The organism is Erythrobacter cryptus DSM 12079 (assembly GCF_000422985.1).
GTDB classification, from domain to species: Bacteria; Pseudomonadota; Alphaproteobacteria; order Sphingomonadales; family Sphingomonadaceae; genus Erythrobacter; species Erythrobacter cryptus.
In genome coordinates this window covers 66,381-82,412 of sequence record NZ_AUHC01000010.1, presented here as the reverse complement: position 1 = coordinate 82,412, position 16,032 = coordinate 66,381, and the positions used below count along the sequence as shown (strand labels likewise).

13 protein-coding genes are annotated in these 16,032 nt (G+C 71.2%); 5 read left to right on the top strand and 8 right to left on the bottom strand.

Annotated features, from left to right (window positions below; all coding sequences use genetic code 11):
- Nucleotides 1–48: 48 nt before the first annotated feature.
- A complete protein-coding gene (locus G524_RS15310) occupies nt 49–1,542 on the top strand; it encodes a PQQ-dependent sugar dehydrogenase (RefSeq protein ID WP_036857637.1) in 1,494 nt (497 codons plus the stop codon).
- On the opposite strand, the gene G524_RS0107980 is transcribed toward G524_RS15310, so the two are convergent.
- Together G524_RS0107980 and G524_RS0107975 are read right to left on the bottom strand one after the other, a co-directional pair.
- Nucleotides 1,539–2,354 carry a DUF815 domain-containing protein gene (locus tag G524_RS0107980; protein ID WP_027443247.1) on the bottom strand — a complete coding sequence of 272 codons (816 nt, stop codon included), beginning with the start codon at nt 2,352–2,354 and terminating at the stop codon, nt 1,539–1,541. The genes G524_RS15310 and G524_RS0107980 overlap by 4 nt on opposite strands.
- 1 nt (nt 2,355) lies before the next feature.
- Nucleotides 2,356–4,098, bottom strand: a complete 1,743-nt coding sequence (locus tag G524_RS0107975) for an acyl-CoA dehydrogenase family protein (RefSeq protein WP_027443246.1) — start codon at nt 4,096–4,098, stop codon at nt 2,356–2,358.
- A gap of 73 nt (nt 4,099–4,171) precedes the next feature.
- Between G524_RS0107975 and G524_RS0107965 the strand changes: the two genes are divergently transcribed.
- Nucleotides 4,172–5,098 carry an L-threonylcarbamoyladenylate synthase gene (locus G524_RS0107965; protein ID WP_027443245.1) on the top strand — a complete coding sequence of 309 codons (927 nt, stop codon included), beginning with the start codon at nt 4,172–4,174 and terminating at the stop codon, nt 5,096–5,098.
- On the opposite strand, the gene G524_RS0107960 is transcribed toward G524_RS0107965, so the two are convergent.
- The 6 genes from G524_RS0107960 to G524_RS0107935 all read right to left on the bottom strand — a co-directional run bounded on the left by G524_RS0107960 (nt 5,095) and on the right by G524_RS0107935 (nt 10,598).
- Nucleotides 5,095–5,427 carry a hypothetical protein gene (locus G524_RS0107960; RefSeq protein ID WP_036857654.1) on the bottom strand — a complete coding sequence of 111 codons (333 nt, stop codon included), beginning with the start codon at nt 5,425–5,427 and terminating at the stop codon, nt 5,095–5,097. The genes G524_RS0107965 and G524_RS0107960 overlap by 4 nt on opposite strands.
- A 39-nt stretch (nt 5,428–5,466) precedes the next feature.
- On the bottom strand, nt 5,467–6,273 hold the full coding sequence (locus G524_RS15305; protein WP_051220987.1) for a GIN domain-containing protein: 807 nt from the start codon (nt 6,271–6,273) through the stop codon (nt 5,467–5,469).
- 173 nt (nt 6,274–6,446) lie between these two features.
- Nucleotides 6,447–6,980, bottom strand: coding sequence for a CarD family transcriptional regulator (locus G524_RS0107950; protein WP_027443243.1), 534 nt, complete (start codon nt 6,978–6,980; stop codon nt 6,447–6,449).
- A gap of 266 nt (nt 6,981–7,246) precedes the next feature.
- Nucleotides 7,247–7,585: a ferredoxin FdxA gene (fdxA, locus tag G524_RS0107945; protein ID WP_027443242.1), complete on the bottom strand. Its 339-nt coding sequence runs from the start codon at nt 7,583–7,585 to the stop codon at nt 7,247–7,249.
- A gap of 23 nt (nt 7,586–7,608) precedes the next feature.
- Nucleotides 7,609–7,953, bottom strand: a complete 345-nt coding sequence (locus tag G524_RS15300; protein WP_211219299.1) for a S4 domain-containing protein — start codon at nt 7,951–7,953, stop codon at nt 7,609–7,611.
- On the bottom strand, nt 7,950–10,598 hold the full coding sequence (locus tag G524_RS0107935; protein WP_027443241.1) for a helicase-related protein: 2,649 nt from the start codon (nt 10,596–10,598) through the stop codon (nt 7,950–7,952). The genes G524_RS15300 and G524_RS0107935 overlap by 4 nt, the downstream gene beginning before the upstream one ends.
- 311 nt (nt 10,599–10,909) lie before the next feature.
- On the opposite strand from G524_RS0107935, the gene G524_RS15295 reads away from it, so the two are divergent.
- The 3 genes from G524_RS15295 (at nt 10,910) to G524_RS0107920 (ending at nt 16,021) form a co-directional block, all read left to right on the top strand.
- Nucleotides 10,910–12,655: a M23 family metallopeptidase gene (locus tag G524_RS15295; protein WP_084625102.1), complete on the top strand. Its 1,746-nt coding sequence runs from the start codon at nt 10,910–10,912 to the stop codon at nt 12,653–12,655.
- Nucleotides 12,656–12,697: 42 nt separating this feature from the next.
- Nucleotides 12,698–13,696, top strand: coding sequence for a porphobilinogen synthase (gene hemB / locus G524_RS0107925; protein ID WP_027443240.1), 999 nt, complete (start codon nt 12,698–12,700; stop codon nt 13,694–13,696).
- Nucleotides 13,697–13,780: 84 nt separating this feature from the next.
- The gene (locus tag G524_RS0107920) at nt 13,781–16,021 is read left to right on the top strand and encodes a spermidine synthase (RefSeq protein ID WP_027443239.1); all 2,241 of its coding nucleotides are present in this window, start codon (nt 13,781–13,783) and stop codon (nt 16,019–16,021) included.
- Nucleotides 16,022–16,032 lie beyond the last annotated feature (11 nt).

The window sequence follows — 16,032 nt, the reverse complement described above, 5'->3', positions numbered from 1 at the left end:
TCTCTCGCCCATTGCCCGGGCCTTGCCCCGGGCCTATGGCGTGCCTCCATGACCACTTTGCGCAAAATCGCAATCGCCTTTGGCCTTCTCGTGGTGCTCGCCGGTGCGGGACTGTGGTGGCTGACCCGCGGGGACAGCGCCGCCCTGTCGCTCGAGGAGGTGGCGGGCACCGATCCGGTGCTGGCCGAGCCCGATCCGCAGACCATCCCCACGGTGGTGATCGCCGAGCCGGTGGGCTGGAAGGCCGACGAGACGCCCGAGGCAGCCGCGGGGCTGGCCGTGCAGCGCTTTGCCGAGGGGCTCGATCACCCGCGCGTGCTCCATGCCCTGCCCAATGGCGATGTGCTGGTGGCCCTCACCCGCGCCCCGCGGGTGGAAGGGGGCGAGGCCGGGCTGATGGAGCGGATCAAGGGCTGGATCGCCGGGATGCTGCTGAGCAAGGCCGGGGCCACCGGCCAATCGCCCAACCAGATCGTGCTCTTGCGCGATGGCGATGGCGATGGCCGGGCCGAAGTGCGCAAGGTGATCCTCGACGAGGGCCTCGATTCGCCCTCGGGCCTCGCCTGGCGCGCGGGCACGCTCTATGTCGCCAACCACAATGCCCTCCTTGCCTTTCCCTATGACTTGGGGAGCGACAAGGTCTCCGGCGCGCCGCGCAAGCTGATGGATCTGCCCGCGGGCGCCAACCACTGGATGCGCAACATCGAAATGGCGCCCGATGGCCGCGCGCTCTATGTCGCGGTCGGCTCGGCCAGCAATATCGGCGAGAACGGCATGGCGGTGGAGGAAGGCCGGGCGATGATCTGGGAATATGATCTGGCCGCACGCCGCCAGGGCCGCTTTGCCATGGGGCTGCGCAATCCCAATGGCCTCGATTTCAGCCCCTGGACGGGTGAATTGTGGACCACGGTGAACGAGCGCGACATGCTCGGCAGCGATCTGGTGCCCGATTATCTCACCAATGTGCCGGTGGGGGCGCAGTATGGCTGGCCCTGGGTCTATTACAAGACCAACATCGACCGCCGGGTGGAAGCGCCGATGCCGCGCTTCCTGATGGAATATGTGCGCAAGCCCGAATATGCGCTCGGCCCCCATGTCGCCGCGCTGGGGCTGGTGTTCAGCGCCCCCGGCCACCGCATGGGCGCGCGCTTTGCCAGCGGTGCCTTCATCGCCCGCCACGGCTCGTGGAACCGCAAGCCGCCCGCGGGCTATGACGTGGTGTTTGTCGATTTCGACGATCTGGGCAATCCCACCGGCAAGCCGGTGCCGGTGCTCACCGGCTTTCTCAAGGGCGATGGCACCACCCGCGGGCGGCCGACCTGGGTGGAATGGGCGGGTGATGGGGCGCTGCTCGTGTCCGACGATACCGCCGGGATCATCTGGCGGGTGATCGATCCCAAGGCCGCGCCCGCCCCGGCAATCGCCCCGCTTGCGGGCGAATCCCTCAAGCCCACGGTGCTGCGCGATCCCAAGGCCGAATGGGAGGCCGAATATCTGCGCCAGCAGGCGGCCAAGGCGCGGCGCGCGGGCGCGGGGCGCTAGAGCGCGCGGCCAGCCCGCCCGGCGAGTTCGGTGACGAATTGCAGCGCGGTGCGGCCCGAAAGGTTGCCGCGCGCACGCGCGAAGGCCATGGCCTCCTCGGCAGCGAAGGCAAGGCCTGCCGGTTCGGCATAGGCGGCGACGATGGCCAGATAGGTGTCCTTGTCGGCCGGGTGGAAGCCGAGCGTCAGGCCAAAGCGATCGGCGAGCGCCAAGGCATCGTCGCGCTCGTCGCGCTCGTGCATCGCCGCGCTCCAATCCTCGCGGGCGATGATGCCGCGGCGGTTGGCGGTCACCGCCACGCGCACATGGGCCGGGCGCGGCATCACCCCGCCTTCGAGCAGGCTGCGCAGCGCCAGCATTTCGGCCCGCGCATCCGCGCCAAAGCCGAGATCGTCGATGAACAGCAGGAAGGCGCGGGGCTGGGCGGCGAGTTCGGCAATCAGCGCGGGGAAGCTTGCCAGCGCGCCGGGGGCGAGCTGCACCAGCGCCAGCTTGCCCGGGTGCGCGGCCTGAACATCGGCCACGCAGGCGCGCACCAGCGCCGATTTGCCCATGCCGCGCGCGCCCCACAGCAGCACGTCATGCGCCGCCGCGCCGGTGGCGAGGCGCTGGCACAAGTCGCGCAGCGCAACTTTCTGCGCCTCGATCCCAAGCAGCCGCGCGAGCGGCAGGGCGTCGAGCACCGGCACCGCGCGCGCGCCCGTGCCATCCCACCAATAGGCCGGGGCGGCGCGCCAATCGACCGGCGCGGGTGGCGGCGGGGCGATCCGCTCGAGCGCCGCGGCGATCCGCGCGAGCGCGTCGTCGTTCATCTCAGCCGACCAGCGCCGCGCTGGGCAGGGCATAGAGCAAGGCGGCCCCGGCGGTGGCCCCGGCGCTAAGCCCTGCGGCCTCGGGCACGATCCGTTCGAGGAAGAAGCGCGCGGTCACCGGCTTGGTCGCCGCGAGCGCCGGCGCCGCCCCGGCGGCCACCGCCTCGGCCTGGCGCAGCAATTGCCAGCCCGCCACGCACACCGCGGCCATGGTGCAGAAGGGCACGCTGCCGGCCAGGCGATCATCGAGGCTGGCCTCGTCCTGCATCCAGCGCGCCACCGCGCCGCAATCGCGGGCGAGCGCGGCGAGCGCCGGCGCGCCTGCGGCCTCGCGCGCGATGGTCTCGAACAGCGCGCGGATCGCCGCGCCGCCCTCGAGAGCGAGCTTGCGGGTGACGAGATCGGCCGCCTGAATGCCGTTGGTGCCTTCATAGATCGGGGCGATGCGCGCATCGCGCCAGTGCTGGGCGGCGCCGGTCTCCTCGACATAGCCCATCCCGCCATGCACCTGGATGCCGAGGCTTGCCACCTCGACCCCGACATCGGTGCCCCAGGCCTTGAGCAGCGGCACGAGGATCTCGGCCCGCGCGCGGGCGGCCTCGTCGCCCAGATGGCCGCGATCGACCTGCCCGGCGCAATAGTAGAGCAGTGCGCGCACCCCCTCGGTGAGCGCCTTCATCCTGAGGATCATGCGGCGCACATCGGGGTGTTCGATGATCGCCACCGGGGTCTTGTCGGGCGATCCGGCGCGGGCCGATTGCACCCGGTCGCGGGCATAGGCGGCGGCTTGCTGGGTGGCGCGCTCGGCGATCTGCACCCCCTGGTTGCCGACATTGATGCGGGCGTTGTTCATCATCGTGAACATCGCCGCAAGGCCCCGGTTGGGCGCGCCCACCAGCTCGCCGATGCACTCCCCATTGTCGCCATAGCTCATCACGCAGGTGGGCGAGGCGTTGATGCCGAGCTTGTGTTCGAGGCTGACACAGCGCAGATCGTTCTTCGGCCCGAGACTGCCATCGGCGTTGACGTGATACTTGGGCACGACGAACAGCGAGATGCCGCGCGAGCCTTCGGGCGCGCCGGGCAGGCGGGCGAGCACCAGGTGGATGATGTTCTCGGCCAGCTCATGCTCGCCCCAGGTGATGTAGATCTTCTGCCCGGTGATGCGATACTTGCCGGCATGGGGGCCGGTCTCGATCGGTGTGGCGGTGGTGCGCAGCGCGCCGACATCGCTGCCCGCGGCCGGCTCGGTGAGGTTCATCGTCCCCGACCACTTGCCGCTGACGAGGTTGGGCAGATACATCGCCTGCTGCGCGGGCGAGCCATGGTGTTCGAGCGCCTCGATCGCTCCCACCGAGAGCATCGGCAGCAGGGTGAAGGCCATGTTGGCCGCGCCAAGGTTTTCGAGCACGTTGCAGGCAAGGGTGAAGGGCAGGCCCTGCCCGCCAAAGGCGGTGGGGCTGGCGATCGCGTTCCAGCCCTGTTCGACATAGGCCCGGTAGGCCGCGGCAAAGCCTTCAGGCAAGCGCACCACGCCGTTCTCGAGCCGCGCGCCCTCGACATCGCCGATGCGGTTGAGCGGGGCGAACTCTCCGGCAGCAAACTGGCCCACGCCCTCGACGATCGCCTCGACAAGATCGGGCTCGGCATGGGCGAAGCGTTGGTGCTGGGCCAATTCCGCGATCCCGGCATTGACGCGGATGGCGAGCAATTGGTCGGCGGTGGGCGGGGCAAAGGCGGTCACTTGGGGGGCGTCCTTGAGATGGGAAATTGCGCCCGGCCTTGGCAGGGCGGGCTTTCGCATATAGCGCCGGGGCATGAGCGGCAAGAAGGTTACAGAGGTGCGGCTGGCGGACGCAGCGGGGATCGCCGAGGCCGCGCGCATCCTCGACTTGGGCGGGCTGGTGGCGGTGCCGACCGAGACGGTCTATGGCCTTGCTGCGCGGGCCGATCGGGCCGAGGCGGTGGCGCGCATCTATGCCGCCAAGGGCAGGCCCTCGTTCAACCCGCTGATCCTGCACCTCAGCGATCTCGCCGCGGCCGAGCGCCTTGCGCATTTCTCCCCCGCGGCGCGCGCGCTGGCCGAGGCCCATTGGCCCGGGCCGCTGACGCTGGTGCTGCCGCGCCGCGACGGGGCCGAGGTTGCCCCGGCGGTGAGCGCCGGCCTTCCCACGCTGGCGCTGCGCGTGCCCGCCCATCCGGTGATGCAGGCGCTGCTCGGCGCGGTGCCCTTCCCGCTCGCCGCGCCCTCGGCCAACCGCTCGGGCTTCATCAGCCCCACGCGCCCCGAGCATGTGCTCGCCTCGCTCGATGGGCGGATCGACCTCGTGCTCGATGGCGGGGCCTGCCCCGGCGGGGTCGAATCGACCATCCTCGCGGTGCGCGCCGATGGCAGCCTGGCCGAGCTGCGCCCCGGGCCGATCACGCTCGATGCCGCCCGGGCGAGCGGTGCGCGCGCGCCGATCGAGGCGCCGGGCCAGCTCGAGCGCCACTATGCCCCGGGAAAGCCGGTGCGGCTGGGGGCGCGGAGCGCCGAAGCAGACGAGTTCCTGATCGGCTTCGGCCCGGTGGCGGGCGCGGTGACGCTTTCGGCCCGCGGCGATCTCACCGAGGCCGCCGCGCGGCTCTATGCCTGCCTTCATGCCGCCGCGCTGGCCCCGCAGCCGCGCATCGCCGTGGCCCCGGTGCCCGATGTGGGGCTGGGCCGGGCAATCAATGATCGGCTGCGCCGCGCCGCGGCCTAGTCTGCGTCCGGTTCGAGCGGCACCCCAGCGCTCAGCGCCTTCATCTCGGCGCGGATCGCCTGGGCCTTGTCGCAGGCGGCATCATCGCCATCGCCGCAGCGCTCCATCGCCCGCGCGTAACCGCGCTCGAGCGCGCCGAGGCGTTCCTCGCGCTTGCGGATTTCCCGCCCGCGCTTCTCGTCGGCTTCCGCTTGGCTCTCGGTGGCAAGATCGACCCCGCGGCTTGCCACCTTGACCGGCAGGCTCACCACATCGACCGCGGCGCGGGCAAGGCAGCCCGAGAGCAGCATGGCGGCAAGCGCGGCAAGAACGATCCGGCAGGGGCGCATCGCCGCCATCCTGCCGCGCCCCGGCGCGCCTGGCAATCGCTATTGGCCCGCCTTGGGCGCCGGGGCGGGCAGCGCCGCCGGGGCCGGCGCCGCGCCGCCGAGCGCGCCGGTGCAGGTGAGCGTGCCCGAGCCGAAGGTTTCGGCCGTGCACTGGGCCGCGCCCGTCACCTTGACATCGCCCGAGCCGGCGATGTTGGCCTCGACCTTGCCGTCCGAGGCAAAGGCAACATCGCCGCTGCCGCCGATCGTCACCTCGGCGCTGTCGGCCTTGAGCCCGGCCAGTTCGACATCGCCGCTGCCGCCGATATTGATCTCGAGCCGCCGCGCGCTGCCCGCGCCGCGCACCGTGCCCGCCCCGCCGATATTGATGCCGAGCTTGTCCGCCGCGACGGTGCCGAATTCGATCATCCCGCTGCCGCCGATCGAGACCTCGGCGCTCGGCGCCAGCGTCGCGGTCTTGATCGTGCCGCTGCCGGCCACCACCAGCGTGCGCGGCGGGGGCATGGTGATGCGGATCGTGGCCTTGCCGCCCTCGTTCCAGCCCTCCGCGCGGGAAATCCCGATCACCTTGTCATCGCGCACGAAGCGCAGCCCCTCGGTGCCCGCCCCCTCAACCGAGATCGCGAGGCGCTCGCCCGGGCTGATCACCACCATGTCGCCCGAGGCCAGCACCACCTCGCCCGGGGGCGGGCCGGCCAGTTCGATCTCGGAAAGCGGCACGCCCTTCTGCCCGTTGATCTCGACATCGGCGCCCTCGCAAGCCGCCAGTGCCAGCGGCAGGGCGAGCGCGCCGAGCGCGGCAAGGGCAGGGCGCAGCGGGCGCGGGCGGGGGGTGAAGCGGGGCATGAAGGGCTCTCCCGGAGGTTGGCGTATTGCCGAGATAAGACACCTGCCGCCGGCGCACAAGGCCCGCGCGGCGCCCCTATGCATCGCCGGCGCGGCGGGCACGGCAAAAGGGCCGCCCCGCTGCGAGGCGGCCCTGATGGCGTGATCCGATGCGTCTTGGGGTTGCGGGGGCCTCAGGCCTCCTGCGTGCCCTCGTAATATTTCGGGGCGTGTTCGCGCAGCACCTGGAGGATCTTCTCGAGCGCGGTGGCCTCGTCGGTGTCTTCCATCGCCGCCAGCTCGCGCGCGAGGCGGCTCGAGGCGGCCTCGAAGATCTGGCGTTCGGAATAGGACTGCTCGGGCTGATCCTCGGGGCGGAACAGGTCGCGGGTCACCTCGGCGATCGAGACGAGATCGCCCGAATTGATCTTGGCCTCGTATTCCTGCGCCCGGCGCGACCACATGGTGCGCTTGATCTTGGGCTTGCCCTTGAGCGTCTCCATCGCCTGCTTCAAGGTCTTGTCGGAAGACAGCTTGCGCATTCCGATCGCCTCGACCTTGCTCACCGGCACCCGCAAGGTCATGCGCTCCTTCTCGAAGCGCAGCACGTAAAGCTCAAGCTGCATCCCGGCGATTTCCTCGCTCTGCAGCTCGACCACACGGCCCACGCCGTGCTTGGGATAAACCACGTAATCGCCGACGGAGAATGCGGTTGCGGTGCTTGCCATGCACTTTCCTTTCTCTGGGCCTCACCGGCAGGATGAGAGCGGACAACCCGGCCTTCGGCGCGACCCTGGCTGGCAGAGGCTTGGCGCCGGTTGCGTGATCATCCGGTTGGGGGCTGCTGGTGTCGGGCCTTTCTGGTTCGCTCGCCTGCGCCGGGCTGCAAGGACCGGCGGGGTCAAGAAAGCTTATAGCAGGTTTGCAACAAAATTGCGAGTCGCAGATTGCGCGTGCCTGCAAAGCCTCGCAGACCTGCAGGCGCGCGGGCGCCTCAATCGCCCTCGCCCGGCTCGGGGCTGAAATATTTCTCGAACTTGCCCTTCTCGCCCTTGTGCTGATCGGCATCGGGGGGCGGGGCCTTCTGGCTGGTGATGTTGGGCCAGATCGCCGAATATTTGGTGTTGAGCTCGAGCCACTTCTCAAGACCGTCCTCGGTGTCGGGCAGAATCGCCTCGGCCGGGCATTCCGGCTCGCACACCCCGCAATCGATGCATTCGCTGGGGTTGATCACCAGCATGTTCTCGCCTTCGTAGAAGCAATCGACCGGGCACACTTCCACGCAGTCGGTGTACTTGCACTTGATGCAGTCTTCGGTGACGACGTAAGTCATTGCGGCTCTTTCACGAGAGGTCTTCAAGGATCCTTGCAGGGCTGGCCCGGCGCAGGCGGCGCTGCTGCTATGGGCATTTGCGATGTAGGGTCAAGCCCGGCGCCGTCAACCTCACGATAATGGGCAAGCGCCTCGGCCGCCGAGCCGCGCCGCGCAGGCAGGGCGATAAGCTCGATCACCCGCACCCGCCCGCCGAGCGCGAGGGTGAGCACGTCGCCCACCCGCGCCGGTTCGCTCCCGCGCCGCACCGGCACGCGGTTGCGCCGCAGGGCATGGGCGGCGATCAGCGCCGAAGCGGCCGAGCGGGTGCGGGCAAAGCGCAGATAGACGAGCAGCCGGTCGATGCGGATCGCCTGCGGCGCGCTCATCGCTTGAACAGGTCCGCAAGGCCGGCAAAGGCCCCGCCGGCGCGGGCCGGGCCGGAATCGCGCGCCCCCCGGGCTGGGCGGCGCGGCGGCTGGTGCGGATGCGGCGCGCTGCGCTTGGCCCCGGGCGCGGCGGCCTTGCGCTGCTTTTGCGCCTTGCCCTCATTGCCCTCCTGGCGCGGCGGCGCGGCCTCGGTGCGGCGCGGGCGCCAGTGCCAGCGATCGGGCGCGGGCGGGCCATGCGCGCCCTCGGGCAAGGCCCTGCCCGGCGTCCAGCGGAACCCGGCGCTGCCGAGCAGGCGCCGGGCATTGCCCTCCTCCAGCCCGATCGAGATCGCCAGCGCGAGGTCGAGCCGGAAGGCGGGGTGGCGCACCCCCGGGCGGGCCGTGGCCGCGGCGGCGCGGGCGGCAAAGGCGGCGCGCAGGATCTTCTCGGCCAGATCCACCCGGATCGCCTGGGTACCCGCCGGGCGATAGCCCGCTGGCAGGCGCCCCCCGGGCCAGCGCTCCGGCCCCAGCACCGGCAGCATCGCCGGTTCGAGCGGGCGCGGATCGAGCCCGAGCGCGTGGAGCAGCCGCCGCGGCGCGGGCTTGATGAGGGGCGCGGCGAAGATATCGAGCGCGCCGAAGGTGATGCCGAGCCGGCGCAGATAGGGGCGCAGCTCCTTGGGCAGGTGCTCAAGCCCCGCCTCGGCCCGGCTGATCACCCCCCGCGCCTCGATCAGGGTGATGACGAGCGCGCGCGCCTGCGAGCCTGCCGCCGGATCGCGCGCCGCCTCGGCGAGGCGCCTGAGCGGTTCGAGCGGAGCCAACTCGGTCTCGAGCCAGGCGGCAAGCCCGGCGGCGAGCCGCGCCCGCGCGGGCTCGGGCAGCAGCGCCACCTCGCGGGTCAGCGTCAGGCGCGGGGTGCCGAACTGGCCCGAACCGGGCTGGCCGGGAAAGGTGATCATCGCCAGCGCCCGGCCTTGCCAGCGGATTTCGCCCGCCGCGATCTCGAGCGCGCCAAGCCCTTCGCTGAGCAGCCAATCAGCGCGCCGCGCGAGCAGCGCCGGCAGCGCCTTTTCCCCCGCGGCGAGCAGCATGCGCCGATCGCTCGCCCCGGCGGCGGGATCGACGTGGAAGCGGAAGCCCTCGAGCCGCCCGATGCTCTCGCCCTCCACCGTCACGTGCCCATCGGCCTCGAGCGCGACCGGCAGCGCCGATGCTTCCTCTCCCAGCGACTTCATCAGGATCCTTGTCCTCCGGTTGACGAATCTCTCGGTCAGCCGCCCGTGCAGCGCATCGGACAGCCGCGCCTCGACCGCGCGCGCCCGCGCCGCCATCTCCTCGCGCGCCAGCACCCAATCGGGCCGCTGGCAGACATAGGCCCAGCTGCGAATCGCGGCGATGCGCCCCTGGAGCGTGTCGATATCGCCCTCGATCCGGTCAAGCTCGGCGATGCGCGCGGCGACATAATCGGCGCCGAGGTGGCCGTCCTTGAGATCGGCCCACAGCCGGGCGACGAAGCGGGCATGGGCCTCAACCCCGAGCCCGCGGAAATCGGGCAGCGAGGCGGCCTCCCACAGGCGCCGCACCGCCGCGGGCCCGCGCACCTCCTCGGCGAGGCGCTCCTGCGCCAGGCGCCTCAACACCGCAAGATCGATCGCCTCGGGGGCCGCGGCGAGCGCCGGGTGGCTGGGCCGGGCCTCGAGATCGGCGATCAGGCGCTCGAGCGAATCGAACGAAGGCTCGGCCTTCCGCCAATAGAGCTGGGTGAGCGGGGCAAAGCTGTGTTCCTCGATCGCGTGGATCTCCTCCTCGGTGAAGGCGAGCGGGGCGCCGCCGGCCCGGCCCGCCCCCGCCAGCGTGCCGAAGCTGCCATCGCGCTGGTGGCGCCCGGCGCGCCCGGCGATCTGCGCCATCTCCGCCGCGGTCAGCCGCCGCCGCCGCCGCCCGTCGAACTTGGTGAGCGCGGCAAAGGCGACATGATCGCAATCGAGGTTGAGTCCCATGCCGATGGCATCGGTGGCGACGATCACATCGACCTCGCCCGCCTGGAACATTTCCACCTGGCGGTTGCGGGTTTCGGGCGAGAGCGCGCCCATCACCACCGCCGCCCCGCCGCGCAGCCGCCGCAGCGCCTCGGCGAGGGCATAGACCTCCTCGATGCTGAAGGCGACCACCGCGCTGCGCCGCGGCAGGCGCGAGAGCTTGACCGGGGCAGCGTGGCTGAGCGTCGAAAAGCGCGGGCGGCTGGTGATCTCGGCGCCCGGGATCAGCGCCTTGACCATCGGCGCGAGGCTGGCGGCGCCGAGGATCATGGTCTCCTCGCGCCCGCGAGCATGGAGCAGGCGATCGGTGAAGATGTGCCCGCGCTCGGGATCGGCGCCGAGTTGCGCCTCGTCGAGCGCGACAAAGGCGACCTCGCCCTGGCTGCGCGGCATGGCCTCGGCGGTGCAGAGGAAATAGCGCGCCTGCGAAGGCACGATGCGCTCCTCCCCGGTGACGAGCGCGACCTCGTTATCCCCCTTGAGCGCGCGCACCCGCTCATAGACCTCGCGCGCCAGCAGGCGCAGGGGAAAGCCCATCATCCCGCTCGAATGGCCGCACATGCGTTCGATCGCGAGGTGGGTCTTGCCGGTGTTGGTCGGCCCCAGCACCGCGCGCACCGCAAAGTCGCCATCACGATGGCCGCGCGGGGAAAGGGGGCGGGCGAGGGGGGCGGCGCTCACAATGCCCGCGCTTGTGTCAGGCCGCGCCCGCGCCGGCAAGACCTCACCGCGCGGAGTGGGGAGTGGGGGGATTGCGGCGCGCAGGCCTACGCATAACACCTTATCGTGCCCACGGCTCTGCTGGTCGCTGGTTAAGGCCGCCTTTACTTTGTTCTGGCAGGCATCTGCGGTTAGGGACAGCGCGGCAGGGGCCGCTCGTGGGGGCCGCTCGAGGCCCGCCCCGCCGGGGCACCGCAAACGGGGCTGGGATGTTGAAGCACGCGCGCGATTGGGACGATGGGCTCGCACCGCAAGCCGGCGCGCCCGTCGATCCGCCCGGCCCGCCCGCGCCCCGACGGCCCGAGGCGGCGCCGATCCCGCCCGAGACCGCGCGCGAACTCCTGCCCTATCTGCGCAAGTCGCGCGCGCTCGCCCCGCCGTCGAAGGCCGAACGCGCCCGGCGGCAGGTGGCGCGCCAGGTGAGCGGGCTGGGCGCGCGCTACGACGAATGGCGCCTCGCGGCCGGGCGCTGGATCGCCGGGCTCGATCTTGCCCCCGATCTGGCCGAGGCGATCGGCAGCCGCCGCTGGTTTCGCGGGCTTGGCACCATGCTGGCGCTCGGCGCCGCCGCGCTTGCCTTCTGGCCCGATCTCACCCCGCTCGAGGCGCGCCCGGTGATGCCGGGCGATCCCGCGGTGGCCGAGGAATGGCGCAGCCAGATGATCGTGCCGCTGGCGCTGGGGGGCGACAGCGGGCGGCGCATGGGCCCGACCGCGGCGGTGCGCCCACTCGCAAGCGCGCCCGAGCGCCCGCAGATCGCGCTGGTGACGACACTCGCACCGGGGGACAGTTTTGCCGCGATGCTGCGCCGCGCCGGGGTGGCGCCGGGCGATATCGCGCGCGCTGCGGCGCTGGTGGGCGAGGCGGTGCCGCTCAGCGAGATCGCCCCGGGCACGCAGATCGACGTGGTGCTCGGCCGCCGCCCGGCCCCGGGCGAGCCGCGCCCGCTCGATCGGCTGGCCTTGCGTGCGCGCTTCGATCTCGCGCTCGAGCTTGCCCGCCCGGGGGTGGGGCAGAGCAATCCCGATGGCACCCCGGTGATCCCGAGCGGGCCGCTGGCGCTCGCGCGCAAGCCGATCCGGGTGGATGACACGCCCTTGCGGCTGCGCGGGGTGGTGGGCAGCAGCCTGTTCCGCTCGATGCGCCAGGCCGGGGTGCCGGCCAGCGCGGCGCAGGAGTTCATCCGCGCGCTCGATAGCCAGATCGATCTTGAACGCGAGATCAGCCCTGCCGACGAGTTCGACGTCATTCTGGCCTACCGCCGTGCCGCCACTGGCGAACGCCAGGCCGGGCAGGTGCTCTATGCCGGGATCGACCGCGGCGGGCGCCCGCGCACCCAGCTGATGCGCTGGGGCAAGGATGGGCGCTTCTACGAGGCTTCGGGCGTGGGCGAGCAGCGCCGCGGCCTGCTTGCCCCGGTGCCGGGGGCGGTGACCTCGGGCTTTGGCCTCAGGCGCCACCCGATCCTCGGCTATCACCGGATGCACGAGGGCATCGACTTCAAGGCCGCCTATGGCACCCCGATCGTGGCGGTGAGCGACGGGCGGGTGAGCGCCGCGGGCCGCGCCGGCGGCTGCGGCATCGCTGTCAGGCTCGAGCATGGCGGGGGGCTGTCCACCCGCTATTGCCACATGAGCCGCATGGCCGTGGCGCCGGGGATGACCGTGCGGCGCGGGCAGGTGATCGGCTATGTCGGCTCGACCGGGCTTTCGACCGGGCCGCACCTTCACTACGAGATGTATCGCGGCGGGCGGGTGATCAATCCGGCGAGCGTGCAATTCGTCACCCGGGCCGAGCTGACCGGCACCGAGCTCATCGATTTCCGCCGCCAGCTCATCCGCTTGAAGGAGATCGAGGTCGGCGCCGCGCTCAAGGATCTCGAACCCCAGCCGGGCGAGGTGAAAACGCCGGTGCGCGAGATCGAGAAGGTCGATATCGCCCGGGGCATGCGCTGAAGCGCTTGTCGGCGCGGCGCGATTGCGCCAGACCTTGTGCCCATGACGATCGGAAACTATCCCGCCACCCGCCTGCGCCGCACCCGCGCCGCCTCATGGAGCCGCGCGCTCCACCGCGAGACCGCGCTCAGCCCCGCCGATCTCATCTGGCCGCTGTTCGTCACCGCGGGCAGCGGCGTGGAGGAGCCGATCGCCAGCCTGCCCGGCGTTGCGCGCTGGTCGGTCGATGGCATCGTGGCGCGCGCGCGCGAGGCGGTGGCGCTCGGCATTCCGGTGGTGGCGCTGTTTCCCAACACCCCGCGCGAACGGCGCAGCGCCGACGGGGCCGAGGCGCTCAACCCCGACAACCTGATGTGCCGGGCGATCCGGGCAATCAAGGATGCCTGCGGCGAGGCGCTCGGCGTGCTCACCGATGTCGCGCTCGATCCCTATACCAGCCACGGGCAGGATGGCCTTGTCGATGCCGCCGGCTATGTCATCAATGATGCAACCGTGGCGGTGCTGGTCGATCAGGCGTTGAACCAGGCCGAGGCCGGGGCCGATATCATCGCCCCATCCGACATGATGGACGGGCGCATCGGCGCGATCCGCCGGGCGTTGGAGATGGGCGGGCATGTCAATGTCCAGATCATGAGCTATGCCGCCAAATATGCCAGCGCCTTCTATGGCCCGTTCCGCGATGCGGTGGGATCGGGCGGGCTGCTCAAGGGCGACAAGAAGACCTACCAGATGGACCCGGCCAATGCCGAGGAGGCGCTGCGCGAAGTGGCGCTGGACCTCGCCGAGGGGGCCGACAGCGTCATGGTCAAGCCCGGCCTACCCTATCTCGACATCGTCCAGCGGGTGAAGGCGCGCTTTGCCGTGCCGGTCTTTGCCTATCAGGTGAGCGGCGAATATGCGATGATCGAGGCCGCTGCTGCCGCCGGGGCGGGCGAGCGCGATGCGCTGGTGCTCGAAACCCTGATGGCCTTCAAGCGCGCCGGGTGCAGCGGGATATTGACCTATCACGCCGCCCACGCCGCGCGCCTCATCGGCGCCTGAGCGCCGCCGCTCCGATCATGCTGACCGGATGTTAACCATGTTCGCCTAGGCCTTGGCGCAACAAGGCCAAGCGAGGGGTTTTGAATGCCGGTGTCACGCCGCCCGCTGTTTGTCGCCGCCATCCTGGTCGGCAGTTTCCTCCTGTTCCTGGTGCAGCCGCTGATGGCGCGGCTGGCGCTGCCGCGGCTGGGGGGCACGCCCAATGTCTGGAACAGCGCCATGCTGGTCTATCAGGCGCTGCTCCTCGGCGGCTATGCCTATGCCCATGCCATCGGCCGCCTGCCGCTGCGCCGCCAGCTGGTGCTGCACCTCGTGCTGCTTGCCGCCGCGGCGCTGACCTTGCCGCTCACGCTCGCCGAGATCGGCACCTTTGGCGCGGGGCTGGAGGTGTTCTGGGTGCCGGCGCTGCTGCTCGCCTCGGTCGGGCCGGTGTTCTTCCTGATCTCGGCCCAGGCCCCGCTGATCCAGCGCTGGTATGCCGCCGATCCGCAGGCGGGCGATCCCTATCCGCTCTATGCCGCCTCCAACCTCGGCAGCTTTGCCGGGCTGGTGAGCTATCCGCTGCTGATCGAGCCGTTCCTGCCGCTCGATGCCCAGAGCCTGATCTGGAGCCTCGGCTACGGGGCGATGCTGGTGCTGCTGGCGCTGGTCGCCTGGGCGCGCTGGGACACCGGGGCGCGCTGGAACACCGGGGCGCAGGCCGCAGCGGTGCCGGCACCGGGCGCGGATGGCGCCATGACGGCAGGCGCGCCGATCACCTGGCGGCGCATTGCGCTGTGGCTGGCGCTCGCCGCGGTGCCTTCGGGTCTGATGCTCTCGACCACCACGCATCTGACCACCGATATCTTTGCCATGCCGCTCCTGTGGGTGATCCCGCTCGGGGTCTATCTGCTGAGCTTCAGCCTCGCCTTTGCCGAAAACCGCGCCCCGGCGCGGATCGTCAGCCGCGCCGCGCCCTATGTGCTGCTCTTTGCCGGGGCGATGGCGATGGTCTCGCAGTCGATCGGCGGGGTGGGCCTTTTGCTCGGGGCGGTGACGCTGCTTTTCGTGGTTGCCGTGGCGCTCCATGCACGGATGTACGAGACGCGCCCCGAACCTGCACGCTTGACGCTGTTCTATCTGGTGATGTCGGCGGGCGGGGCGCTCGGCGGGCTGTTCACCGCGTTGATCGCGCCGCTGCTGTTCGATTGGGTGTGGGAACACCCACTGCTGGTGTTCGCCGCGGCGGCGCTGGTGCCGGTGGGCGGGCTGATGGCCTGGCAGCAGCGGCTCGTCAGCGATCCGGCGCGGCGCCTGCTGTGGGTGCTGGGCGGGGTGGGCCTTGCGCTGTTGCTGGCCTGGCACCTGTTCCTCGCCACCGCCAACGAGGCCAAGCTCATCGCCCTCGCGCTGTTCCTGGCGCTGGCGGCGCTGGCGGTGGCGCTCAAGTTCAACCGGCTCGCCTTCCTTACCGTGTTCGCGCTCATCATGATCAGCATCGGCGGCCCGGGGCAGGGCCGCGCCTATGCCCAGGGCGAGCGGCTGCGCAGCTATTTCGGGGTCTATACCCTCACCGAACTCAGGCAGCTTGGCCTGCGCCAGCTCACCCACGGCACCACGCTCCACGGGCGCCAGGCGCTCGATCCGGCGCAGCGGCGCGAGCCGACCACCTATTACGGGCGCAGCGCCGGGGTGGGGCTGGTGCTGGCCAATGCCGCGCGCCTGTTCGGCCCCGGGGCGGATGTCGGGATCGTCGGGCTCGGCGCGGGCACGCTCGCCTGCTACCGCCAGAGCGATCAGACCTATCGCTTCTACGAGATCGACCCGGCGGTGCTCGCCTTTTCGCGCGCCGGGCGCTTCTCCTACCTTGCCGATTGCGCCCCCGAGAGCGAGACCGTGATCGGCGATGCCCGAATCAAGCTCGAGGAGGAGCCGGCCGGCCAGTATGACGTGCTGGTGGTGGATGCCTTCTCCTCCGATGCGATCCCGCTGCACCTGCTCACCCGCGAGGCGCTGGCGGCCTATCGCCGCGCGATCCGCCCGCAGGGGCTGGTGGTGGTGCACATCTCCAACCGCTTCATCGAGCTCGAGCCGGTGCTCGCCGCGCTGGCGCGCGATGCCGGCATGGCCGCGGCGGTACGCTTCGACAATCCCGCCGGCGGCGCGCGGCTGACCCCATCGAAATGGGTGGTGCTCAGCCCCAGCCCGCAGACGCTCGCGGCGCTCACCCGGGCGAGCGGGGCCGCGCGTTGGCAACCGCTCGCAGCCCCCAGCGATACGGTGTGGAGCGATCAATATGCCTCGACACTGGCGCATTTTCGGTGGAACACGCTGATCGGTTCGTAGCAAGCGCAAGG

Coding starts and splice junctions, on each gene's coding strand:
- G524_RS15310 (WP_036857637.1), top strand. CDS start 49: ATGACCACTTTGCGCAAAATCGCAATCGCCTTTGGCCTTCTCGTGGTG.
- G524_RS0107980 (WP_027443247.1), bottom strand. CDS start 2,354: ATGAACGACGACGCGCTCGCGCGGATCGCCGCGGCGCTCGAGCGGATC.
- G524_RS0107965 (WP_027443245.1), top strand. CDS start 4,172: ATGAGCGGCAAGAAGGTTACAGAGGTGCGGCTGGCGGACGCAGCGGGG.
- G524_RS0107960 (WP_036857654.1), bottom strand. CDS start 5,427: ATGCGCCCCTGCCGGATCGTTCTTGCCGCGCTTGCCGCCATGCTGCTC.
- G524_RS15305 (WP_051220987.1), bottom strand. CDS start 6,273: ATGCCCCGCTTCACCCCCCGCCCGCGCCCGCTGCGCCCTGCCCTTGCC.
- G524_RS0107950 (WP_027443243.1), bottom strand. CDS start 6,980: ATGGCAAGCACCGCAACCGCATTCTCCGTCGGCGATTACGTGGTTTAT.
- fdxA (WP_027443242.1), bottom strand. CDS start 7,585: ATGACTTACGTCGTCACCGAAGACTGCATCAAGTGCAAGTACACCGAC.
- G524_RS15300 (WP_211219299.1), bottom strand. CDS start 7,953: ATGAGCGCGCCGCAGGCGATCCGCATCGACCGGCTGCTCGTCTATCTG.
- G524_RS15295 (WP_084625102.1), top strand. CDS start 10,910: ATGTTGAAGCACGCGCGCGATTGGGACGATGGGCTCGCACCGCAAGCC.
- hemB (WP_027443240.1), top strand. CDS start 12,698: ATGACGATCGGAAACTATCCCGCCACCCGCCTGCGCCGCACCCGCGCC.
- G524_RS0107920 (WP_027443239.1), top strand. CDS start 13,781: ATGCCGGTGTCACGCCGCCCGCTGTTTGTCGCCGCCATCCTGGTCGGC.